This is a genomic window from Limnothrix sp. CMB-01 (genome assembly GCF_055193175.1).
The window spans coordinates 1,849,442-1,872,021 of record NZ_CM143720.1; the positions used below are offsets into that span (position 1 = coordinate 1,849,442).

22 protein-coding genes are annotated in these 22,580 nt (G+C 56.7%); 12 read left to right on the forward strand and 10 right to left on the reverse strand.

Features of this window, described 5'->3' with window-relative positions; translation table 11 throughout:
• Positions 1–88: 88 nt before the first annotated feature.
• From ACZA91_RS07785 to ACZA91_RS07795, 3 genes are all read right to left on the reverse strand, one after another.
• Entirely contained in the window at positions 89–1,087 is a 999-nt protein-coding gene (locus ACZA91_RS07785; protein ID WP_463185880.1) for a zinc-dependent alcohol dehydrogenase family protein, read from the reverse strand.
• Between the two features lie 268 nt (positions 1,088–1,355).
• Entirely contained in the window at positions 1,356–1,562 is a 207-nt protein-coding gene (gene tatA / locus ACZA91_RS07790) for a twin-arginine translocase TatA/TatE family subunit (protein WP_190353443.1), read from the reverse strand.
• The gene (locus ACZA91_RS07795) at positions 1,529–1,792 is read right to left on the reverse strand and encodes a hypothetical protein (RefSeq protein ID WP_463185881.1); all 264 of its coding nucleotides are present in this window, start codon (positions 1,790–1,792) and stop codon (positions 1,529–1,531) included. Before ACZA91_RS07795 ends, tatA begins: the two co-directional genes overlap by 34 nt.
• Positions 1,793–1,839: 47 nt before the next feature.
• On the opposite strand from ACZA91_RS07795, the gene ispG reads away from it, so the two are divergent.
• A complete protein-coding gene (gene ispG / locus ACZA91_RS07800; protein ID WP_463185883.1) occupies positions 1,840–3,084 on the forward strand; it encodes a (E)-4-hydroxy-3-methylbut-2-enyl-diphosphate synthase in 1,245 nt (414 codons plus the stop codon).
• Positions 3,085–3,397: 313 nt separating this feature from the next.
• A complete protein-coding gene (gene typA, locus ACZA91_RS07805; RefSeq protein WP_099532669.1) occupies positions 3,398–5,191 on the forward strand; it encodes a translational GTPase TypA in 1,794 nt (597 codons plus the stop codon).
• A 259-nt stretch (positions 5,192–5,450) separates the two neighbouring features.
• Here the strand turns inward: typA and ACZA91_RS07810 are convergent, their stop codons facing one another.
• The 4 genes from ACZA91_RS07810 to ureE all read right to left on the reverse strand — a co-directional run bounded on the left by ACZA91_RS07810 (position 5,451) and on the right by ureE (position 7,846).
• On the reverse strand, positions 5,451–5,810 hold the full coding sequence (locus ACZA91_RS07810) for a nucleotidyltransferase domain-containing protein (protein WP_463185886.1): 360 nt from the start codon (positions 5,808–5,810) through the stop codon (positions 5,451–5,453).
• A gap of 105 nt (positions 5,811–5,915) precedes the next feature.
• Positions 5,916–6,488, reverse strand: a complete 573-nt coding sequence (locus ACZA91_RS07815) for a Uma2 family endonuclease (RefSeq protein ID WP_463185888.1) — start codon at positions 6,486–6,488, stop codon at positions 5,916–5,918.
• A gap of 76 nt (positions 6,489–6,564) precedes the next feature.
• Positions 6,565–7,323 (reverse strand): urease accessory protein UreF, encoded by a 759-nt coding sequence (locus ACZA91_RS07820; protein WP_463185890.1) that lies wholly within the window; start codon positions 7,321–7,323, stop codon positions 6,565–6,567.
• Entirely contained in the window at positions 7,250–7,846 is a 597-nt protein-coding gene (gene ureE / locus ACZA91_RS07825) for an urease accessory protein UreE (RefSeq protein WP_234407068.1), read from the reverse strand. Before ureE ends, ACZA91_RS07820 begins: the two co-directional genes overlap by 74 nt.
• 164 nt (positions 7,847–8,010) lie before the next feature.
• Here ureE and ACZA91_RS07830 point away from each other — a divergent pair, with 164 nt between their 5' ends.
• Both ACZA91_RS07830 and ACZA91_RS07835 read left to right on the forward strand, forming a co-directional pair.
• Entirely contained in the window at positions 8,011–8,196 is a 186-nt protein-coding gene (locus ACZA91_RS07830) for a hypothetical protein (protein ID WP_190526553.1), read from the forward strand.
• A 333-nt stretch (positions 8,197–8,529) separates the two neighbouring features.
• Positions 8,530–9,495 carry a glycosyltransferase family 2 protein gene (locus ACZA91_RS07835; protein WP_463185893.1) on the forward strand — a complete coding sequence of 322 codons (966 nt, stop codon included), beginning with the start codon at positions 8,530–8,532 and terminating at the stop codon, positions 9,493–9,495.
• A 72-nt stretch (positions 9,496–9,567) separates the two neighbouring features.
• Here ACZA91_RS07835 and ACZA91_RS07840 read toward each other — a convergent pair whose 3' ends face one another.
• The gene (locus ACZA91_RS07840; protein WP_463185895.1) at positions 9,568–12,144 is read right to left on the reverse strand and encodes an ATP-binding cassette domain-containing protein; all 2,577 of its coding nucleotides are present in this window, start codon (positions 12,142–12,144) and stop codon (positions 9,568–9,570) included.
• Positions 12,145–12,585: 441 nt separating this feature from the next.
• Between ACZA91_RS07840 and ACZA91_RS07845 the strand changes: the two genes are divergently transcribed.
• A complete protein-coding gene (locus ACZA91_RS07845; RefSeq protein ID WP_463185897.1) occupies positions 12,586–14,394 on the forward strand; it encodes a hypothetical protein in 1,809 nt (602 codons plus the stop codon).
• A 489-nt stretch (positions 14,395–14,883) separates the two neighbouring features.
• Here the strand turns inward: ACZA91_RS07845 and psaK are convergent, their stop codons facing one another.
• Complete coding sequence (gene psaK / locus ACZA91_RS07850) at positions 14,884–15,150, reverse strand: photosystem I reaction center subunit PsaK (RefSeq protein WP_099534849.1); 267 nt, start codon at positions 15,148–15,150, stop codon at positions 14,884–14,886.
• 376 nt (positions 15,151–15,526) lie between these two features.
• Here psaK and ACZA91_RS07855 point away from each other — a divergent pair, with 376 nt between their 5' ends.
• Together ACZA91_RS07855 and ispF are read left to right on the forward strand one after the other, a co-directional pair.
• A complete protein-coding gene (locus ACZA91_RS07855; protein WP_463185899.1) occupies positions 15,527–17,185 on the forward strand; it encodes a DUF2079 domain-containing protein in 1,659 nt (552 codons plus the stop codon).
• Positions 17,186–17,289: 104 nt separating this feature from the next.
• The gene (gene ispF / locus ACZA91_RS07860; RefSeq protein ID WP_463185901.1) at positions 17,290–17,772 is read left to right on the forward strand and encodes a 2-C-methyl-D-erythritol 2,4-cyclodiphosphate synthase; all 483 of its coding nucleotides are present in this window, start codon (positions 17,290–17,292) and stop codon (positions 17,770–17,772) included.
• Positions 17,773–17,798: 26 nt separating this feature from the next.
• Here ispF and ACZA91_RS07865 read toward each other — a convergent pair whose 3' ends face one another.
• On the reverse strand, positions 17,799–18,494 hold the full coding sequence (locus ACZA91_RS07865; protein ID WP_143473160.1) for an FtsB family cell division protein: 696 nt from the start codon (positions 18,492–18,494) through the stop codon (positions 17,799–17,801).
• A gap of 236 nt (positions 18,495–18,730) precedes the next feature.
• Between ACZA91_RS07865 and queF the strand changes: the two genes are divergently transcribed.
• From queF to ACZA91_RS07890, 5 genes are all read left to right on the forward strand, one after another.
• The gene (gene queF / locus ACZA91_RS07870; RefSeq protein WP_099534845.1) at positions 18,731–19,144 is read left to right on the forward strand and encodes a preQ(1) synthase; all 414 of its coding nucleotides are present in this window, start codon (positions 18,731–18,733) and stop codon (positions 19,142–19,144) included.
• 21 nt (positions 19,145–19,165) lie between these two features.
• Positions 19,166–19,573 carry a peptide chain release factor 1 gene (locus ACZA91_RS07875; RefSeq protein WP_393011322.1) on the forward strand — a complete coding sequence of 136 codons (408 nt, stop codon included), beginning with the start codon at positions 19,166–19,168 and terminating at the stop codon, positions 19,571–19,573.
• Between the two features lie 367 nt (positions 19,574–19,940).
• Positions 19,941–20,657, forward strand: a complete 717-nt coding sequence (locus tag ACZA91_RS07880) for a CHRD domain-containing protein (protein WP_463185905.1) — start codon at positions 19,941–19,943, stop codon at positions 20,655–20,657.
• A gap of 324 nt (positions 20,658–20,981) precedes the next feature.
• Positions 20,982–21,617: a sigma-70 family RNA polymerase sigma factor gene (locus ACZA91_RS07885; protein ID WP_463185907.1), complete on the forward strand. Its 636-nt coding sequence runs from the start codon at positions 20,982–20,984 to the stop codon at positions 21,615–21,617.
• 4 nt (positions 21,618–21,621) lie between these two features.
• Positions 21,622–22,566 (forward strand): hypothetical protein, encoded by a 945-nt coding sequence (locus ACZA91_RS07890; protein ID WP_463185910.1) that lies wholly within the window; start codon positions 21,622–21,624, stop codon positions 22,564–22,566.
• The last annotated feature ends 14 nt before the right edge of the window (positions 22,567–22,580 follow it).

Genomic DNA, 22,580 nt, shown 5'->3' on the forward strand with positions numbered 1-22,580 from the left:
CCAGCATAGCCACTGAATTCAAATCCCATTCGGGGATGATTCTGCGCGATCGCCCAGCCGCTCAAAGTCGTTAACTTTCAGTCTGAAATTAGGGATCGATCGCCAGGGCCAGCTTGCCAATCAAACCGCCCCGCTCCAGCAGTTGGTGGGCCTCAGCGGCGCGATCGAGCGGGAAAGTTTGGTGCAACTGAATTTTGAGTTGACCGGCATCAATCCAGGCCGCGCATTGACGCAGAATCTCCGCCTGATGCCGTAAGCCCGCATCCCAATGCTTCAGCAGCGGTGTGAGCATCAATTCCAGCCCAATTCGCAAGTTGTGATTGCGGGCGACTTTCCAGTTGGTGTTGGCCGCGGGTTCCAAAATCGTCACCACGTCGCCGTAGGGCTTCACGGCCGGAAAGGTGGCCGTCAGCAACTCGCCACCCACCGTGTCAAAGGCAATATCTACGCCTTGGCCGCCCGTCCAGCCCTGCAAGGCGCTGACGAAATCCTCTTGGCGATAGAGAATCGGGCGATCGCAACCCAACCCAGCCACAAAATCCGCCTTCTCGGGCGTGCTGACCGTGGCGGCCACCTCCGCGCCCCAGAGCTTGGCCAACTGAATCGCCACATGGCCCACGCCGCCAGCCCCGGCATGGATCAGCACCTTTTGACCAGCGGTGATGCGTGCCCGATCGCGTAGGGCCTCCCAAGCCGTGATCAACACCAAAGGAGCCGCCGCCGCTTCCGCAAAACTCAGGCGATCGGGTTTGGGGGCCAAGCAACGGGCATCCACCGCCGCCCATTCCGCATAGTTACCCGCCGGGCCGCCCAACCCGCCATAGCAAAAATAAACCGCTTGGCCCGGTTGCCAGCCCGTCACCTCGGAGCCGATCGCCTCGATGATCCCCACACCATCACACCCCAACACCTGGGGCATGGCCTCGGGGTAAAACGTGCCGCGCGATCGCAGCTTGGTATCGATCGGGTTAATGCCGGCCGCTTTGAGCTTCACCAACACCTGGCCCGCCGTAATCTCCGGCTGGGGCAAATCCTGTAGCTGCAAATTTTCCGGCCCACCGGGCTGACTCAGGGCGATCGCTTTCATGAATTTCAGCTCGTTTTCTTTACAGTAAAATCCAATTTTACCGGCTGATTCTGAGCTAGTTAATCTGGCCTCAAACCTCATTCAGCATCTTGAGTTTTTCAGCTCAAGAATTACAAGCATGAATTGATTATGAGCTAATTTCTAGAAGAGAAAGCTTGGCTTGATCAAACTCAATTTGGCTGAACTGACCTTGGGGCGATCGGCTCTTCAGTTCGAGAGCTTTTCAGAACGCTCTAGAAGCTCTGGGAATTTTGGGAATTGTGGTTGGCTACCGATCGCCCTTGATTACTTCTCCGTCCACATCCGGCGGGCCAGCGGGGCGATCGAGTTCTTTTTCATCGGGGTTCAGCTCATCGCGAAAGCCGCGCAGGGTTTTGCCCAAGGCCCCGCCCAACTGCGGCAACTTCTTGGGGCCAAAGATCAGGATCGCCACCAACAAAATCAACAGCACTTCCGGCCAGCCCAGTCCAAACACGATCGCGCCTCTCCTAAACGACGAATGCCCGCGATCTCAGTTGCGATCGTCGCATGATTGCCGATCGCTGCCTGTACCGCTGCCCCCATAGATAGCACCAATTGTCGGATCTGACTGACTCCATCACCAGCACAAATCGTCAAATCCGCCACAAACCCCAAGCGATCGCCCAAAGTATGGCAACCTAAAAAACTGGGAAACCCATTTATTTGGGCAACCCCTTGAACCATCCGCGCCTTCAGACATACCCCGCGCCATCCGCGATCGGAGCGAAGCCATGCAAACCCTGCCGAAACCCCCCGTTCCCAACGGCAGCATCGCCACCAACCTAGACGATCGACTGTTTGACACCACGATCCATCGTCGCCAAACCCGCCCCGTGCAAGTGGGCAACATCACGATCGGTGGCGGCCATCCGGTCGTGGTGCAGTCGATGATCAACGAAGATACCCTCGACATTCCCGGTTCGGTTGCCGCCATTCGTCGCCTCCACGAAATCGGCTGCGAAATTGTGCGCGTCACCGTCCCCAGCCTGGCCCATGCCAAGGCCATGGAAAGCATTCGCAAAACCCTGGAAGACACCTATCGCCCCGTGCCGCTGGTGGCCGATGTGCACCACAACGGCATGAAAATCGCCCTGGAAGTGGCCAAGCACGTCGATAAGGTGCGGATTAATCCGGGCTTGTATGTGTTTGAAAAGCCCCGCGCCGACCAGGACTACAGCGCCGCCGAATTTGAGGCGATCGGCAAGAAAATCCGCGAAACCCTGCAACCCCTGGTGGAAACCCTGGGCGAGCAAAACAAATGTATGCGGATTGGCGTGAACCACGGCTCCTTGGCGGAGCGGATGGTGTTTACCTATGGCGACACGCCCTTGGGCATGGTGGAATCGGCGCTGGAATTCCTGCGGATTTGCGAAGATATGCAATTCCAAAACCTGGTGATTTCCATGAAGGCCTCGCGCGTGCCCGTGATGCTGGCGGCCTATCGGTTGCTGGCCAAGCGGCTGGACGAAGCCGGGATGCCCTACCCGATCCATTTGGGCGTGACGGAAGCGGGCGACGGCGACTATGGCCGGGTCAAGTCCACCGCCGGGATTGCCACCCTGCTGGCGGAAGGAATCGGCGACACGATTCGCGTATCCCTGACGGAAGCCCCCGAAAAGGAAATCCCCGTTTGCTACAGCATTCTGCAATCGCTGGGCCTGCGGAAAACGATGGTGGAATATGTGGCCTGCCCGTCCTGTGGGCGGACGCTGTTTAGCCTTGAAGAGGTGCTGCACCAAGTGCGGGAAGCCACGAAACACCTGGTGGGCTTGGACATTGCCGTGATGGGCTGCATTGTGAACGGGCCGGGCGAAATGGCCGATGCGGACTACGGCTATGTGGGCAAAACGCCGGGGACGATCGCCCTCTATCGGGGTCGCGACGAAATTAAGCGCGTGCCGGAAACCGAAGGCGTATCGGCGCTGATTGAACTGATTAAGGCCGATGGCCGTTGGGTGGATCCGCCGACCAGTTAAACCGGGCGATCAACTGTTTTTGATGCGGCCCTAGCCCCAAACCAGCTTCCCAGACTGTCCCTCAAGCTCGCCTTTGCGCTTGGTGGCCGGACGCTGGCGAGCTGGTTTGGCATAGCCACTTGGCATCACTGTTTGGCACATTTGGCGGCAAAAGTCAGTGGCCAATCACACTTGCCAATAACATTGCCCATGCGAATTGGCAATCCTGGGCTAGAATCATTACAGATTTTTACAAAAATCGTCTTTCCGAGACCCAACCTGCTGGACTGCTTGCTGTCAGCGGGGCCCGTGTGAACCCATCGCTAATCAACCTATGAGCCTCCCGATTCGTAACGTTGCCATCATTGCCCACGTTGACCATGGTAAAACCACCCTGGTTGACGCGCTGCTGAAGCAATCTGGCATTTTCCGCGAGGGCGAAGAAGTGCCCACCTGCGTGATGGACTCCAACGACCTCGAACGGGAGCGCGGCATCACGATTCTGTCAAAAAATACTGCGGTTCGTTACAAAGAAACACTGATCAACATCGTTGACACCCCTGGCCACGCGGACTTCGGTGGCGAAGTGGAGCGGGTGTTGGGCATGGTTGATGGCTGCGTGCTGATTGTGGATGCCAACGAAGGGCCGATGCCCCAAACGCGCTTCGTGCTGAAGAAAGCGCTGGAAAAGGGTCTCCGCCCGATCGTGGTGGTCAACAAGATCGATCGCCCGCGTGTGGAACCCATGACCGCCGTGGATAAGGTGTTGGATTTGTTCATCGAGCTGGGAGCCGATGACGACCAATGCGACTTCCCTTACCTGTTTGCTTCGGGGATGGCTGGTTTTGCCAAGAACGACTTGGCCGACGAAAACAAGGATATGCAGCCCTTGTTTGAAGCGATTCTGGAGCATGTGCCCGCGCCCGTGGGCGACCCCGAAAAACCCTTCCAACTGCAAGTGACCACCCTGGACTATTCCGAATACCTGGGTCGGATTGTGATTGGCCGGATCCATAACGGGACGGTCACCGCTGGTCAACAAGCGGCTTTGATTAAGGAAGACGGGTCAATCACCAAGGGGCGGATTACCAAGCTGTTGGGCTTTGAAGGGCTGCAACGGGTGGAAATCGAGCAGGCTTCGGCCGGTAACCTGGTGGCCATTTCCGGTTTTGCCGATGCCAACATTGGGGAAACTTTGGCCAGCGCCGAAAACCCCGAAGCGCTGCCGCTGATCAAGGTGGACGAGCCGACGCTGCAAATGACCTTTGTGGTCAACGATTCACCCTTTGCCGGTCGTGAGGGCAAGTTTGTGACCTCGCGGCAAGTGCGCGATCGGCTGATGCGCGAGTTGGAAACCAACGTGGCTCTGCGTGTGGAAGAAACGGACTCACCCGATCGCTGGGCCGTGTCCGGTCGGGGTGAACTGCACCTGGGCATCTTGATCGAAACCATGCGCCGCGAAGGCTATGAATTCCAAGTGTCGCAGCCGCAGGTGATCTTCCGCGAAGTGAACGGCCAACCCTGCGAACCTTACGAATTGTTGGTGTTGGATGTGCCCGACGATGCATCCGGCAGTTGCATCGAAAAGCTGGGGACTCGTCGCGCTGAAATGCAGGACATGCGTGTGGGCGAAAACGGCCGCACCCAACTGGAATTCATCATCCCGGCGCGGGGTTTGATTGGGTTCCGGGGCGAGTTTATGCGCATGACCCGAGGCGAAGGGATCATGAACCACAGTTTCCATGACTACCGCCCGATCGTGGGAGACATCGACACCCGCCGCAACGGGGTGATGATTTCCTTTGAAGAAGGCGTGGCCACTTTCTACGCCATGAAGAACGCTGAAGATCGCGGTGTGTTCTTCATTGAACCGGGCACAAAGGTTTACAAGGGCATGATTGTGGGTGAGCACAACCGCCCGCAAGACATTGACCTGAACGTGTGCAAAACCAAGCAGCTCACCAACCACCGCGCGGCCGGTGGCGATGAATTGGTGCAGTTGCAAGCGCCGGTACAAATGACGCTGGAACGGGCGCTGGAATATATCGGCTCCGATGAAATGGTGGAAGTCACTCCCGAATCGATTCGGTTGCGGAAGCTCCCGGCAAAAAAGCTCGCTAAGCGCTAAGTCGTTTTAGGGCGATCGCTCCGGGGCGATCGTCTTCCCCATCTGGCAGGAGAGGCACTGATCTCTCCTGCCTTTTTGCTGTCTAGAATTTTGTGCTAGCCTCGATGGGGGTAGTGCCTGTGAGGTGATGATTTTTGGTGACTGATCGCCTACACCGCAAGACTTTCACCAGCTCATTATTACTGAATTACGGCACTACCTTGATCCATAGCTATCTAAATCTGACTGAATGAGAAGGTTTGCAATTTGCCAATCCTCTTCAGATTGCTTTAGCCACTCTTGAATAACTTGCGTCATAAAGAACCTTGCCTTGATCAATCGCTACTCGCACTAGCGGATCAAACTGTTGATATCGCCATTGAATTTCATAGGAGGTCTTGACAATAAAATTCACTGAAAATTCCGGCTTTGTTGCTCGCCAAAGCTCCACAGATAAATCGATTGCCCGTCCCTCGAAATCCATAATTACCAACAAATCGAGATCGCTCCATTCGTGAGGTTGACCGTAAGCATAGGAACCAAACAAGATGATTTTTTCAGGTTGAAACTGCTCAACAATAGCTTGACAAATTCCCGAAATCTGTTGATCGGTAATCAGACGAATCGATGAATTTATCATTCAACAATCCTGATAAAAATAGAGTGATTGATTGTCTTGTTCCCAGACTTTATTGTAAGGAGCTTAAGCCCCTTACCCTTATGATCTCGTATCGGCAGATTTGGACTATTCCTCAAATAAAATTCCTTCATAGAATTCCTCGATCGCCACGGTCAGCCCAATACTTTGCAGTTCGACCCGATCGCCCGATCGATAGCTCAAAATCACCCAATCTCCCGCACTATTCTTGTGATAAATATCAACGGCTACCTCTTCGGAACTAACTAACACGTAATCAATCAGATTTGGATTGCGGCGATATTTTTCAAATTTTTTCCAGCGATCATAGGATTCAGTACTAGGGGAAAGAACTTCAACAATCAAGCAGGGATAGGTAATGTAAAGTGGATGCTCCCGATCGCGTGGATCGCAAGTCACACTCAGATCAGGATAAATATAATTAAACGTATTAAGAATGTTGATTTTCACATCAGAATTCAAAACTCGACATTGACCACCTCGTACATTAGGACGAATCAACGTAAGAATGTTAATTGCGATCTCACCGTGATTTTGAGTACCGCCGCTCATGGCGTAGACATAACCATCAATTAGCTCGTGCCGTTCGAGCTGTTGGGCTTCCCACTCAAAATAGGCTTCCGGCGTGAAATGGGGCTGATTCTCTCTTGCAGCAACCATTGTTTTTCTCCTGGCATTTTTGGGCTGATTCTATTGTGCTTCAGGTCAACGAGAAAAACATCAGCCAAGTGTCTAACTAGCTTCTGAAGAGGCGGCTATATTGGGTTTCGTGGATCATGCTGGCGATCGAGAGACCCCAACCGCAAGCAAACCAATCATCATCGGTGTCGGCGGTGGCGAGTTGCTGAATTTCAGCGATGGCGGCGGTTAAATCGGGCCATAAATTGAGTAATGTTTGCTGACCTTGGGTTTGACCGATCGGGATCGAGCGAACCCCGGCGCTCACCAAATTACTAGCCCAAGATTGTAGATAGGCGGTCAACATTTCTGCATGGCTCAGTTGCCAATGGGCAGCCAAACTAGCAAAGGCGATCGCGTAGTTTACCGGTTGCAAGTTCAGTGCCACTAAGGTGGCATCGGTTGGGTTGAGATCTTTGGCCAAGGTGACCAACGATCGCCCCATTTGCCAACTTTGTAACCGCAACTCCTCCGTTTCTCGTAGGGCCGAAATCCATTGATTCCAGTGGTGAATGGAGTCCCGATCGCCCTGGTCGATCGCCTGTCGGGCCTTCAACAGGGCCGCCGCTTCCAGGCGAATGCTGCCCACCCGTAACTCCTGCCGCAACCAGTCGGTCAAATCGGCAGCCGATCGCACCCGGCCCTTGTCCACCAAGGTTTCGATCGCCTCGGAATAGCTGAAGGCTCCCACGGGCAAGGCCGGGCTAGCCAATTGCAACAGGGCAAGCGATCGGGACAGTGGCTCACTCATGGTGGTGGGAATGGGCGTGGTCGTGGTGATGGTTATGGGCATGGTGGGCGCGATCGACCGTTGCATAGGCTCCCGGATCCGGCAAAAAGGGAGCGATTTCCTCAATCACCTGGAGGCCGCGCCGTTCCAGTAAATCCTTCAGGGTGGGATCCGGCGCAAGCCGCAAATAGTCGATCGCGATTTCCAGGGGCGCATGGCGGTTGCCCAAATGATAGGCCGCTTGCAACAGGGATAGCCGATCGGGCGATCGCACCGTCAGCACCGGTTCCGGTTGCGCCACCACCCGGCAACAGTCGCCCTGAGCGGTGCGCAGTCGATCGCCCGGCCGCAGCACTGTGCCCCGAGCCAGTTGCAACCAAGCCACCGTCCCATCATCAAGGGTGACCTGTCGGCGCACCTTCACCCGATCTTCGGCAACCAAGGCCAACTGACGCAGGCCATGATCGGCAGCGGCGGGATCGAAGGCGGCAGAATCCTGGGCCTGGGTCTTGGGCAGTTCCGGGCGATCGACCTGAGTGAACACCCAGTGAGGCGGAACTGTGGACTCAGTTGAGTTATTGGGTTGTTGGGTCGAATTTCCCGGGATCACGAGGGCTACTCCAGCACAACTCATTTGATCATCACTCATTCCATTGTCCTACCCGATAAATTGTCCTACCCGATCGCGTCGCCTCTTGACTCTATAGCTTGCTAGAGAGAATAGAGTTGAGCTGTTAGTCAAACTTGCCCTTGTGCAAGCAGGAGAACGAACCCATGACTCAACAGACTTCGACATCGCAATCGCCTAAAGGTCGCCGCACGATCAAGATTGTGGGTGCTGTGGCTGCTGCTTTGACCGTGATCGCGCCGACCGCTGCCTATGCCTCAGGCTGTGGTTGCGGTGGTTCCGGTTCCTGTACCTGCGGTGCGAACTGTACCTGCACGAATTGCGGCAATTAGGGTTGGCAACTCTGACACCGCTTAAGCTGGAGAGAATGTCAAAACAGCGCTGATGATGACGGCCCCGACCGTGCGATCGTGGTCTGCACTGTGGAGTACTGACCACGGCCCCGGCATGATCAACGGTGGGCCGCCATCAACAACGCCGTCAATAATCTCGTTAACCGATCTGCCGATCGACCAGTTCCCAACCGCCCCAGTCTTGAACTTCGAACAGGCTATGACTATAGATTTTGCGGAATGGAGCGATCGCCCATAATTGCCCATAACGTTAATCTTTGGAATTTCAGAAATTTCAGAAATTTCTGAGTCGCTGCCTGGTGTGGGTAGAACATGCCTAAGGTTTCAGTCATCATTCCGGCCTATAACGCAGCGGCCACCTTGCCCGAAACCCTCGCCGCCTTGCGATCGCAGACTTGGACAGATTGGGAAGCGATCGTGGTGGATGATGGCTCCACGGATCAGACGGGGGAGATTGCCCTGCAAACGGCCGATCCGCGAATTCGGGTGTTGCGTCAACCCAATGGGGGTCAGGCGATCGCCCGGAATTGTGGCTTGGTGGCGGCTCGGGGATCCCTGATTGCCTTTTTGGATGCGGATGATTGGTGGACGGCAACGGCCTTGGCCGATCGGGTGGCTGCCTTGGAAGACAACCCGGCCGCTGTGTTGGCCTACAGTTGGACGGACTATGTGGATGATGACAACCAACTGCGTCACCCGGGCTTTCGCGATCGCCATCAGGGGCAGGTGTTCACCGCCCTGTTGCTGAATAATTTCATTGAAAATGGCTCCAATCCCCTGATTCGTCGATCGGCCCTGGAGCAGGTGGGGGGCTTCCAAACGGAACTCATCCCGGCGGAAGACTGGGACTTGTGGTTGCGCTTGGCTGGATTGGGTGAATTTGTGCTGATTCCCGAGGCCCAAGTGCGCTACCGGGTTTCGGATCGATCGTCCTCGGCCAATTTGCGGCGGCTGGAGCGGGCTTGTAATGCGGTGTTAGAGCGCCATTTGGCCAAGGCGGGGCCAAGGTCTCAGGCTTTGGGGCGATCGGCGCGATCGCGGTTTTATAAAGGGTTAGCCTGCAAAGCGCTGACGGCGGGGCCGCGCGATCGGGGGCGTGGGTGGCGATCGGCTCGGTTGCTGTTGTTGGCCCTGTGGTTTGGGCCGCACCTGTGGCGAGAATGGCGATTTTTGGCAATCCTCAGCGGCAAGATTGGCCTCACGATTCTGTTGGGGCCAACGCGGTTCGATCGCCTGTGGTCGCGATCGGGTGCGTCCAAATTCCTGATCAGAAGCTGATCAAAAACTGATCAAAATCCGTGATACCCAACTCGTAATACCCAACTCGTAATACCCAACAACCTTCTGCACCTAAGCACTTAAAGGCGTGGCGCGGGTTTCAATGGCCGCCAGTCGATCGAGCAGCGAAATCGACACATCGTAGGCCGCGCGATAGTCATTTTGACGGTTGGCCTGTTGGGAAATGGACTGATCGGGCAGTAATTCATCAATCAACTCGCTGGCCAAAATCTCCAACATTTCCGCCAACTGTTTCACCTGCGGATAAACTGCGCGGGAGATGGAGGTTTGCGCCTCATCGCGATCGCCCTTTTTGCCCGATCGGGGTTTGAACTCCAGCCCCCCGGTGGCATCCTCCAACAACTCCAGCGTGGCCAGCAATTGCATAGTGGCTCGGTAGGCCTCCTTCAGGGATTCATATTCCTCCTGGGGCGACTCCACCAACCCATCCGCCAACAGCGCCAACGTGCCAATCACCGCATTCAACCGCAACCGTCCCTCGTAGGACAACCGCTCCACCAACACCACCGATCGCATCCGAATTTGTTCAATCAGTGGATGCCGCTCATCTTCCCAATGGGATTGCTGGACTTGTTCGATCGCCTCCGCCACCCGATCGCTGACCGTCGATCGCCACACATCTTCCGCCACATAGCGCTGAAACGCAGCCCCCTCTTGGGTGGCCGCATAGAGCGACGGCAATCGGTTCAGGGCCCAAGCCATCACACTGCCCGGATCGAAGGCAATCTTCACCCCCTCCGCTTCCAGGGCCCCCAACTGGGAAATCGTTTCCTCCATCACCAGTTTTTCCATGGCGTTGTCGCAGCGCACGGGGGTTTTCGTGGCACTTTCGGAAAACTGCACGGCGTAAAGGCGAGCATAGTAACCTCGCTTGCTCAGCAACTCCGCATGGGTTCCCACTTCCACCACCTGCCCCTTATCGAGCACGGCGATTTGGTCGGCATTTTGCACCGTGGACAGGCGGTGAGCAATCACGATCGTGGTGCGATCGCGGCTTAATTCGTTAATGGCCTGTTGCACCTGGCGCTCCGAGACCGTATCCAAGGCACTGGTGGCCTCATCCAAAATCAAAATATCAGGGTTGCGCAACAGGGCCCGGGCGATCGCAATTCGCTGCTGTTGGCCCCCAGATAGGCGCACCCCCCGATCGCCCAGCATGGTTTCAAACTGCTCCGGCAAATCCATGATGAAGTCATAGGCATTGGCCCGCCTGGCCGCTTCCATCACCGCCTTGTCTGTTAACTCCTCGCAGCCATAGGCAATATTGGCCCGCACCGTGTCGTTAAACAAAAAGGTGTCTTGGCTGACGATGCCCATGGACTGGTGCAAACTGCGGAGGGAAAACGTGCGCAAATCTTGGCCATCGATCGTGATCCGGCCGCCCGTGGGGTCATAAAACCGAATCATCAAATCCGCCAGGGTGGACTTGCCGGCCCCTGAGGAGCCAACCAGGGCCAGAGTTGTCCCCCGAGGAATGCGCAAACTGACCCGATCGAGCACCCGGCTTTTGTCGCGGCTGGGGTAAGCAAAGGACACATTTTCAAACCGAATTTCTTGCCGCAGACCGGGAAAGGGCACTGCTCCATCGGGCACAAAATGTTTGCCTTGGCGGCTTAAAAAACGCACCATGGCATCTACCGCCGCCGAGCAAAGGGCTAAGTTATTGAGCGCCTTCCCGAGGGTGGTGACAAAGGCAAAAACCCGCGAAATTAAGAATAGGTAAGTTAATAGAATGGCCGCATAGGCTTCGAGGGATCCGGGAAAGACAAATCGCCCAATCCAGACGATCGAGAGCAACGAAGCCACCACCAAAAATTCATTGACCGAAGCCACAAAAGAGCTGAAGGTTTGGGAATGTAAATCCACCCGTTGCCGCTTCAGTAATGTGCCCGTTAAGCGGTTATATTCCAAATCTTCGCTGCTGGTGGCCTTGATTAACCGAATCCCCCCGATCGCCTCCAAAAGCTGACTGGTATAAAGCCGACTGAGCTGCACCCCCCGTTTGCCATACTCCTTGAGTTTTTTGGCAAATCGTTGGTTACTAAGCACCACCAACAGGGCAAAAATACTGGAAATAATCGTGAGTTGCCAGGAAATGGCCACCAATAAACCAATGAAGGTGAGCAAGGTGACCATGGTGGCCACAATTTGCACCACGGTGTTGATTGTGCCCACGGCTCCGCTCATTTCCGAGCCAAGGCGTTGAATTAAATCGCCAGCTTTGGTGCGGCTATAAAAATCCAAGCCCACCCCGAGGAGCATCCGAATTCCTTGAAATGTGCCGTCATTGACCAGGGCCCGGGACAAGTGCCCCCCAACGGCGGTGCTCAAAAAAGCCAGGATGTTTTTAATCAAAATGGCTCCCACAATGGTGGCCACCATGGCAGCACCCCGCTGCTCTTCGGGCAAGGCATCAAAGGTGGAAAGGAGGTTGCGCACCAGTTCTGGGGCATCGGCTCCGAGGTCAATTTTGCGACCCAAAAAAGCCAGGATGCCCGGAACCAGGAGGGCAATGCTGACACCGTTAAAGATGCCGCTCCAGAAACTCAGAATCACCGTCCCAAGAATCCAAAGCCAATTGCGAAGGGCAATGGCAAACAGTAAACGGTTGCTGGGCGAAAGTTTCATGCCAAGGGGGCCAATCAACAGCGATTGAACAGAAATTGAACAGGAATTGAACAGGGGCTAGACAGTGATCAAACGGTGATTACTTTGCTGCGGCTTCCTGGCGGTTTCCTCGGGGTGCTCTGTTGAAATCGTGACAGAAAATGCAGAATTCGGGAGGCCCCATTGGAGGCCAGCGTTTCTGTATGAACTGCTTGGGGCAGCGGAACAGGAAAGCGGGGCGATCGAGTCCTGCGATCGAGTCCTGCGATCAAAGTATCGCGAAATGTTCAGGGGCTATGGCTAACGCGCCAATCGGTTTTCGCCAATTTTTACCAATTTTCGCCAATATTTTCTATTGAACGGCAATTGAATGGCGATTGACGGGCGATCGCCCTTGGAAATCCCGAAGCGGCGCACCCTGTCCTGAAGAGGAGATTACGCTCGTGCTTCTGGACGCTGGCCATGCCCACTTTGCTGCCTATCCTGTCAAGTTTTGCCGGTTCCGGTTCGTCCTTGCTGGAAGTGCCGGGGGTTGCTCGGTCTGCCCGTCGATCGAGCCAGAATTTGACCGATCGCCCTCGGGCCAGCCGTTCGATCGCCCGTTCCGCCGCGGCCGGCAGTTGGAACCAAGAGCTATATCAACGGTTGCGGCTGTCCTTGGGGTTGGGGTTGCGGCGGCAGGTGTTTTTGGTGGTTTGTGATGATTTGCCCCTGCGCGATCGACTGGCGGGACGGTTGGCCCAGGAGTTGCCCGCGCCGCAGTTAACCACCTTGCGCCTGGAACCCCATCAACCCACCCTGGCGGGGGCGATCGAGTCCCTTTCCGAAACCACGGTGCAACTGTTGGGGGTGGAACAACTGACCCGGCAAGCGGCCCGGCTGCAACGGCAATTTTTAGCGGAATTGGAAGCCTTGGCCAGCAATTGGGCCCATGGGAATTTGAGTCTGTTGTTGTGGGTTCCCCGACCTTGGCTATACACGATTCGGGAATCGGCTCCGCAGTTTTGGGCCTGTTGCACGGGCACGTTTGAGTTTGAAGGCCAGCCAGCGGTGTTGCTGAATCCCTTGTCGGGAGCCGATCGGGCAGCATCCTGGGTTGGGCGCGATCGGGGACGGCCGACCCTGACGGTGTTGCCCCGACCCAATGAAGGAGCCAAGCCGATTGTGCCGCCCTGTCCGCCCGCGCCGACGATGTGGGAGCGGTGGGTGATGGAAGCCACGGCGGCCCGGGCCAAGGCTGCGGCTAAGGGAGTGGCGGCGGAGGTGGCCCGGGCCAGCTTGGAAACGGCGGCCCAATGCTATCAACGGGCGATCGACTGGGTGAAAACTCACGGAGAGCCGGCCGCCCTGCGATCGCTTTACTACGATCTGGGCGGAGTTTATGGCGATTGGGTGCGCTGGGGCGATCCGGCCTGGGCTTGGGAGCGGGCGGTGCTGGCCTACCGAGCGGCGATCGGGGATGGCTCCGGTGGCGATCGGGCTTGGCGAGTGGCGGCCCGCAATAATTTGGGCACGGCCCTTTGGAGTTGGGCCCGCTATGGCGACTCGGTGACCCGGTTGCAAGGAGCGATCGACAGTTACCGAGCGGCTTTGGCGGACTATGCAGAACAACCGGGGGCCGAGCCGGCCGCCGGGCGATCGCATCCCGGTGATGAGCGTCTGCCACCCGACTTGCTCTATGGCACGGTGCAGGCGAATTTGGGAACCGCCTACCTAAACCTGGCCCAAGTGGATGTCCAAGAACAATGGCTGCTGCTGGCCGCCAGCGCCTTTGAAGCGGCCTTGCCCTATCGCAGCCCGGCCGATCGCCCCGCTGCCTATGCGGCCACCCAAAACAACCTGGGCACAACCTATTGGCAACTGGGGCGGCAACTGCAACCGCTGGATCCCCAACGGCGGCGAGACTGCTGGCAACGGGCAGCCCAGGCCTATGCCCAAGCCCTGACCATTGACCCCACCATTCCCGTTGGGTTCGATCGCGCCGCCGCCGCCAGCCAGTTGGCCTGGATTTACTTACAGTTGGGCATCGATTCCTACTTGCCCCTGACGGTGAGCGATCGGGCAGTCCAGCTCGATCGGGCCCTCGCGACCTACGTGCAAATTCTGACCGCCCATGGGGATCAGCCTCCCCTGCGCGATCGGGCCCTCAGCGGGGCGATCGCCACCATTCGCGCCATCTATCAACATCTGGGCCTTGAGGGCCAAAGCCGCGCCCTCTCCAGCATTCCCGGCCAATGGCTGCCGGCCGTGATCGATCGCCTCACCCACTAATCCTTCGTCCTTCTGCCCCGAGCACCCACCCACCAGAGCACCCACCCACCAGAGCACCCACCCGCCAAACAAGGGGTTTAAACCCCTTGCCCCCGAGGATCCTGTGGCCCCTGGGACTCTTGCAGCGGATGCTTGGTGAATGCTTAGTCGATCGCCCTGGCCAGCCCAAAAAAATGCGCCAAACCCGGGGGATGCTATCCCGAAGTTTGGCGCGTCAACCATTCGTTATCAATCAGTTCTGAAGAAGCTTTGGATTAGAGGAGTCGCTTTGGAATTCAAAACGCAACCCTACCCGATCGGCACACAAACGATTGCTAGACGATGGCGGTGCGAGGAGTGGAAACTATTTTTGGCACACCAACTTTTAGCACATTGCGGCCCGAGTCTTGCGAAATTGCAGGTCTCCTTTGGACACGCGCCCTGCCAAAACCTGGGTGAGTTCGATGCACCCTGAATGACCAGGTAGTTTCAAGATCGGGCGATCGCCCCTTACAGCGCACCCAGGTAGGACAAGCCCAGGATCGTCCCCAACCCGAGAATGTGGCCAAAGCTCGTGGTGGCCAGCAGGGCCGGGAAACCCATCCCCCCAAACAAAGCGGGCGAGGGCAGGGCCGGAGCCGCACTGGGATACTTAATCGAGTATTTGCCGATGGCGATCGCCAGCACATTGCAAGCAATCATCACCGCACCCACCTTCGGACTCCATTCGAGAGTTGTGGGGACAGCCGCCAGCAAGGACAAGGAAACGTTCAGCATAGATTCTGAAGGGGTGAAACGCCCGAAACACAGCAAATTTGAGGCTATCTTGAACCGAAACCTTGGGGAACGGTGGAGTTTGTTTGCAAGATTTAACGTTTCTTTGAAGAGTTCCAGCAATTTCTTAAGCGGGCCCCTCAGGGGCCCTACGGAATATTGCGAATCTTCCGATCCCCTATTCTGATCCCCCAGACCCAACCGATCGCCCGAGATCGCCTAAGATTGCCCGATCGCCCGCCCCCAGACTCGCCCCAGCCGCACCCCAGACCAGTTTGGCCCTCGGATGCCCACGAAGGACAACCCCGCGTGGCACAATAGCCCCCGGATTCCCCATTCGCTTCAGTTCCCCATCAACCGGCTCAAGGCGCGATCGACCATGCAAGTCGTTAACCAATGGTTCACCCTCGGGCGCAATACCCTGCGCGATCGCCCCAATCTGCGCCATGTTTGCATCGTGGCGGCCCTGTTCGGCGCAGTGACCCTGATCCTGGGCTTGCACCGCTACTTCACCCTCTACGCCTCCTACGATCAGGGCATCTTTAACCAAGTTTTTTGGAATAACCTGCACGGGCGCTGGTTCGAGAGTTCTCTCTCTTCTTCCCTTTCCAGCGCCGTCAAACAAGATGGGCAAGCCGCCGAAGTGTTCTATCGCCGTTTGGGGCAACACTTCACCCCCGCCTTGCTCCTGTGGCTGCCGATTTATGCCCTCCATTCCCAAGCAGTCACCCTGGTGTTTTTGCAAGTGGGGCTAATTACCGCCGCTGGCTTTGTGCTGTATGCCCTGGCCCGGCAACACCTCAGTGGCCCCGTTTCCGCTTGGATTGTCACGGGCTACTATGCGGCCAACGCCGTCATTGGCCCCACCTTTTCCAACTTTCACGATCTGTGCCAAATTCCGCTCTTTTTCTTCACCATTTTGTTGGCCATGGAAAAGCGGATTTGGTGGCTGTTTTGGCTGGTGGCAGGCCTCAGTTTATTGGTGCGTGAAGATCAAGGGATTGGGTTATTTGGCATTGGGGCTTACATGGTCTTGAGTCGCCGGTTTCCATCCCAAGGATTGGGGCTTTGTACCCTGTCGTTTCTGTATGTGGTGACCTGTACTAATGTCTTCATGCCCTTCTTTTCGCCAGATATTTCTAAGCGATTCATGATCGAGCGCTTTGGGCAATATGTGGGAGAAGAGGAGGCTTCCTCGATCGACATTTTGAAAGCCATGTTGACCCAGCCTTGGCTGTTGGTTTGGGAGCTGGTGAATCCGCCCTTTGAAACATTGAAATATTTGGCGGGTCACTGGTTGCCTTTGGCTTTTGTGCCGGCCTTGTCTCCCGCCAGTTGGATTATTTCTGGGTTCGGGTTGCTGAAAATTTTCTTGCAGCAAGGGGAATCGGCCCTGTCCATTAATATTCGCTACGCGATCACGATCGTGCCGGGGATGTTCTATGGGGCGATTTTGTGGTGGAAGTCCCATGGCGATCGATTCAAACAACCGAAATTTCGGCGGTTTTGGGCCGCTTGCATTGCCCTCTCGTTGTTGTTTTCCTTCACGTCTAACCCCCATCGAGCTTTATATTTTCTGATTCCCGATTCGGTGCAGCCTTGGGTTTATGTGTCGCTGCCGGAACAGTGGAGCCATGTGGGCCATGTGCGCAAGGTTTTGGCCCAAATTCCTGAGGATGCGAGCATTGCGGCCACGACCTATTTGGTTCCGCCCCTTTCCAGCCGCCGAGCGATTATTCGCCTCCCTTGGACGGAAATTCGCCGTGATGATCAACAGGTTTATTTCGCTGATTATTTGGTGGCGGATACTTGGCATTTGGCCCGCTATCAGGTGGCCTTCAGCAAGGAACGAGGGGAATTGCGGGAGTTTGTTCCCTTAGTCGATCGCACGTTGGCCCAAGGTCAATACGGGGTGCAAATGGTGGAAGATGGGGTGGTTTTGCTGAAGCTCAATACTCCTTCGGATCCGGCGGCTTTGGCTGCTTGGAATCAACGGCGATCGGAGCTATTGCCGCTGATTCAACCTACCCAATCCTAGAGGTGGATTAAGCAGGATTAAGCAGGATTAAGCAAATCAATTTGGGCTGTTCAGACATGCTCAACAGTGGCTGAATTGGGGATGCAAATACAGGAGGAAAAACGATGGCAATTCGGATTGGCAATGGCTATGACATTCATCGCCTGGGGCCCGATCGGGACTTGATCTTGGGCGGCATCAAAATCGATCACGAGTTGGGGTTAGAAGGCCACAGCGATGCGGATGTGCTGACCCACGCAATTATGGATGCGATGTTGGGGGCCCTCAGCTTGGGCGATATTGGTCACTACTTTCCGCCCACGGATCCCCAATGGAAAGGGGCAGACAGCCTGAAGCTTTTGGCGCAGGTGAACCAGCTTTTGCGCGATCGGGGTTGGCAGGTCAGCAACATTGACTCGGTGGTGGTGGCGGAACGGCCCAAACTGAAACCGCACATCAACGCTATGAGATCGCGCCTTGCGGAAGTTTTGGGCATTGAACCCGATCGCGTTGGTGTGAAGGCCACCACCAATGAAAAATTGGGCCCCACGGGACGCGAGGAGGGCATCTGTGCCTATGCCGTGGCTCTCTTGGAAACCGTTGCTTAGGGGATGCCTGAGGCCGGTGGTGACGACTAGCGAGGGTTGGCGGGCGCTGCGTTGGGGCTGGGGTTGGGCTGAATTTGGGGTTGGGCTGGCTGGAAGGGTTTTTGCTTGCTGTCCATGATCGGCCGCACCAGGGCAAAGCTAATGCCAAAGGCCGTCATGGCAATCAGGGCGATCGCCAAAATGGGCCAAATGCCAGAGCTGGACTCGCCGGAGCCGCCGTTGGGGGTCGATCGCCCAAAGTTGCCCAAGCCTCCCAGCCGGGTCGATTGCGGTTCGTTGGCGGCTCCATAGAACTCTGCCATGGGTTCCAAGTCTGGCAAGGCGTTCCAATCGCTCACGGCCGCTTGCTGGAACGGATCTCCCGCGATCGGGGCGTTGGGGGCCAAGGCGGGCTGGGGCGGCCTGGCGGCCATCGGCGGTGGCGGGGCGATCGGGGCGCTGGGCGCAACACTCAAGGGATTGGGATCTAAGGGGCGCGGGGCATCCTGGGGCGTGGCGTTGGCCCGTAGGGTGGCCACGGCTTCCGCCAAGGCATCCAAGTCCGATCGCAGGCGATCGCGCTGTTGGGTCAGTTGGGCATTGTGCTTTTGCACCGCTTCCAACATGGCGCGGGTAGCTTGCAGCTCCGAAGCCAATTGGCGATAAACCGCCACGGGAATTGTGCCTTGGGAACCGCTTGGCCCGGACGACACAAGGGACTTCGGCGAAACGTTGCTATCCATAGCTCAACTCAACCCAACGTTGAATAACGGCAAAGACTCCCGGCCATTATCAACGATCGCCCTCAGGATCGACTGCCCAATCTGGGTTGTGGACTGGCGCGATGTGGATTTCCCGATCAGGCTGGGGCGATCGCGCGGCCGATCGCCCGTGGCCGAAATGGGGCTGGTTGGCTGGAGTCAGTCCATCAAGTTTTGTAAACTGTTCTCCAGTCTCGCAACCTCACAGAGCCACAGTCATGAGCCAAGCCACCGCTGACACCGCCCACGAACCCGTGAAATACGGTGAGCGCCAAATTGAAGAAGGGCAATTGATCACCTTCCCCAATCCGCGGCCGGGTCGGATCTATCATGTGCAAATTAGCTTGCCGGAATTTACTTGCAAATGCCCCTTTTCCGGCTATCCCGACTTTGCCAAAATTTCGATCGACTATGTGCCCGATCAAAAAGTTGTGGAACTGAAGGCGATCAAGCTCTATATCAACAGCTACCGCGATCGCTACATTTCCCACGAGGAATCCATTAACCAAATTTTGGACGACTTTGTGGCAGCCGCTGATCCGTTGGAAGCGACGATCGTTGGTGATTTTAACCCCCGTGGCAATGTCCACACCGTGGTGGAAGTGCGCCACCAAAAACCCGCCCAAGCCTAGCCCAATTTCGGAGTCGATCGCGTGAGCCAACCTTGGCGACAAATTACCCAACAACCCTGGGGATCCATGGCCGGTGCGGCGGCCCTCAGCCTCGCCCTGGCCATGGCGATCGACCAAGGCGTAATTATCTTGGCCGAAGCCTGGCCGCCCCTCGCGGCGGGGCTGATGGGGTTGGGATCCTGGTCTATTTTTTTAATCCTGGCGATCGGGCTGGGTGTGGGAGCCTTGGCGGTGCATTGTGCCGAGCGGCTGTTTCCGCAAGTGCGACTCAATGGGGGCAGCCTGTGGACGTTGGTGGCTTGTGTGGGGGGCGAGCTGGGTCTTTTGAGTTTGTTGCCGTTGCCGGTGTTGCTGATTTCCTTCAGCGAGCTGATGGTGATGGCGATTTTGGTCGGTGTGTTTTGGCGGGGCCGGGCCCACTGGCGTTGAGCCAGATTGCCAGCTTTCCAAGATTTCTAAATTTCCAAAATCTAAATTTCTAAATTTCTAAAATCCCAATTTCCAAAATCTAAATTTCTAGATTTCTAGAATCCTAAATTTCTAGATTTCTAGAATCCCAATTTCTAAATTTCTAAAAGACTGCATCCAAAACGCGATCGAGTGACGTACTCCAATCGAGCGATCGCGCAGGGTGGCTGATCTCAGTGCAGCCTGTTGGCCAATGGGCCTGGTGTGCAATAGGCGCGCACTATTTTTGTGCAACTTTCAGTACAACCGGCCGTTAGTGCAACCGGCCTTGCTTCTGCGCGATCGCCCCGAGGTCTCAAACCCGATTTTGATTTCAGGATGATCTTTCATGCGCCATAATCCATTGCCCCGTCCTGTTGCCCAAGGTGCTGTTTCTGCCGTTCGCTGGCGATTGTGGGTGCGATCGGCCCTGTTGTTTGTGCTTAGTGGTTTGTTAACCGTTGTATTTCACGGTTTTGCCCTGGCTCCAGTGGGTGGCCCAGGGGCGGCCTGGGCGGGTGATCGCTCTATGCTCTTGGAAGCGAGCCAGTTTGGCCCGATGCAGCCAGCAAATTTGCTCGATCGCGCCGTGCATCAAAATCTGCAAGCAGCCAAGGCAACCCTGTTGGCCAGCGGAGCCAAAGCCAGCGAGCTAAAAACCTTTGTGGCCAAAATGAGCACCGCCGAAACAGTGCCCGTGCGAGCCAACAGCGGCGCTTGGGGAACCGTGGGAGCCGCCCTGTCGGGTAACCGCTTGGTGGTGCGGGGCAGTTTTCGGGAGCTATCCAGCCCCCTGCGCAACTACGTTACGGATCCCGTTAGCCCCCCGAACCCAAACATCACCTCCGCCTTTCACATTCACCGAGGCATGGCCACCGAAAATGGCCCTTTCCAATACGCCCTGCAAGTGATGACCGATGACAGTGGCTTGCTGGGCAGCGCCATGGGTGACTACATGCTCACGGTGGAACAGTTGGATGCGTTGAGCAAAGGGATGCTCTATGTGGATTTGCACACCACTAAAAACCGTGGTGGCGAGTTGCGGGCCGTGTTGAAGCCGCTTTAGCTTCTCCCTTGGCTGAAGCACGGAGGCGCTCAGCTTTGGGGTTGACGGACTCCCCGCGATCAATCGACGGGGAGCCGGCCGCTGGCTAGAGTACATCGGGAAATTGCAGAAAATGAGGGTCTGAAACTCCGCGCTTTTGGAGCGTGCTAGGCTGCAATTGGCCGCGAGGTTCGTGGCTTCAGTCTGTGGGTTTGCAATTCTCGAGCTGCCTGTGGCGGGGAGAATGCCAACAGCATTACGCAGACCGATGCTTCGCCCGTGGCTCCAGCCCTCAGAGGCTCAGGATTGCCGGTATCGAGACAGCCAGATCCACCGCCATTGCCTATGGATGCCCAATCCCCTGAGCTTGGCTCCGGCCCAGATTGGGCAGCGGAGGAAAAAAGCCGAGTTGTGGGCCCGCCCGAGCCGAGTGATGCGGTTCTGTGGCAGGCGCTGCGACGGGGGGAGCGGGCCGCCTTGGGGCAGCTCTACGATCGCCATGTGGGGGTGGTCTATGCGATCGCCCTGCGATTGTTGGGTAATGTGCAAGATGCGGAAGATTTAACTCAGGAAATCTTTTTGCAACTTGGGCGCAGTGCCTATGACCCCGATCGGGGATCCTTGCGCACATTTTTGGCAATTTTGACGCGATCGCGCGGCCTCGATCGGCTGCGGGCCCAACGCCGGGCGCGGGCTTCCTTGGAAACTTGGCAAACGGAACAACACCAGGCCATTGCTCAACCGCCGGATCTGTTGGCGGAGTCGCTTGATCGAGCCGAGACGGCGGCCCAGGTACGTGCGGCCCTGGCCCAACTGTCTGAAAATCAGCGCCAAGTTTTGCAGTTAGCCTACAGCGACGGCCTGAGCCAGTCGGCCATTGCCGAGCGCCTTGGTCTTCCCCTTGGAACGGTCAAAGCTTGGGCCCGACGGGGATTGTTGAAGCTGCGCCAAACCTTGCAGCCCGCTGTGGAGGATGCCTAGCCCCATGAGTTCTCCCATCCTTCCCCCCAATTCCGACGGCTCCAACCCCGTGCCCGAGCCAGCCCCCGTCGAGCCGTTGACCAATGCTGACGCAACCGATCTCGCCCTGGAGCCGATCGAGCCGATCGAGGTGGATTGGTTGTTGGCGGGCTATGTGTTGAATGATTTGGATTCGGATGAGGCGGCCGCCCTGGCCCAACGGTGGGATGAGGCGGCGATTCAACAAACCTTGCAAGAACTGCAAACCAGTTGGGACTTGGTGAACTTGCCTGCGCCCGTGCAGCCTGCTGCTGCCTTGCGATCGCGCATTTTGGCGGAAGCTGACCCAGCGGCTCGATCGCTGGACTCTGCACCACCGGAGCCATTGGCATTGTCCGCCGCGTCGGAATCGGCTTCACCATCGCCCCCCTTCACCCGATCGACCCGATCGACCTGGTGGGCAGAAGTCCAGCAACTGCCTCGTTGGGCCCAGCGGGCCGGTTGGGCAGCGGCGGCGATCATTGCGGCGTTGACGGCGAGTAATTGGTGGTTGTGGCGATCATTGCAAACCCAACAGGCCCAAGCGCCCGGCCGCCCGATCGTGGTGGTGTTGCGCACCGCCAATCAGGAATCGCCTGCTGGCCGAACCAACGCAGCGGTGGCGATCGAGGTTGATCCGTCCCGGATGGTCGGTCGTTTGCGAGTGGATCAATTGCCGCCCCTCGCGCCGGGCAAGGTCTATGTGCTCTGGACGGTGGTGGATCCCCAGGCTCCATTCACAACGGATCATAAAAATGCCATCTTGACCCATGTGTTTTCGGTGAATCAACCGAGCGATCGGGTTCAAAACCTAGTGTTGCCGAAGGCTTTTTTAGATCTTGAATATGTCAAGGCGTTGGCCATTTCAGTTGAAGATGCCAAAGCGCCCCAACGCCACCAGTCACCGCCCATTTTGATTGAACGTCTTTAATCAAGTGCCGCTGA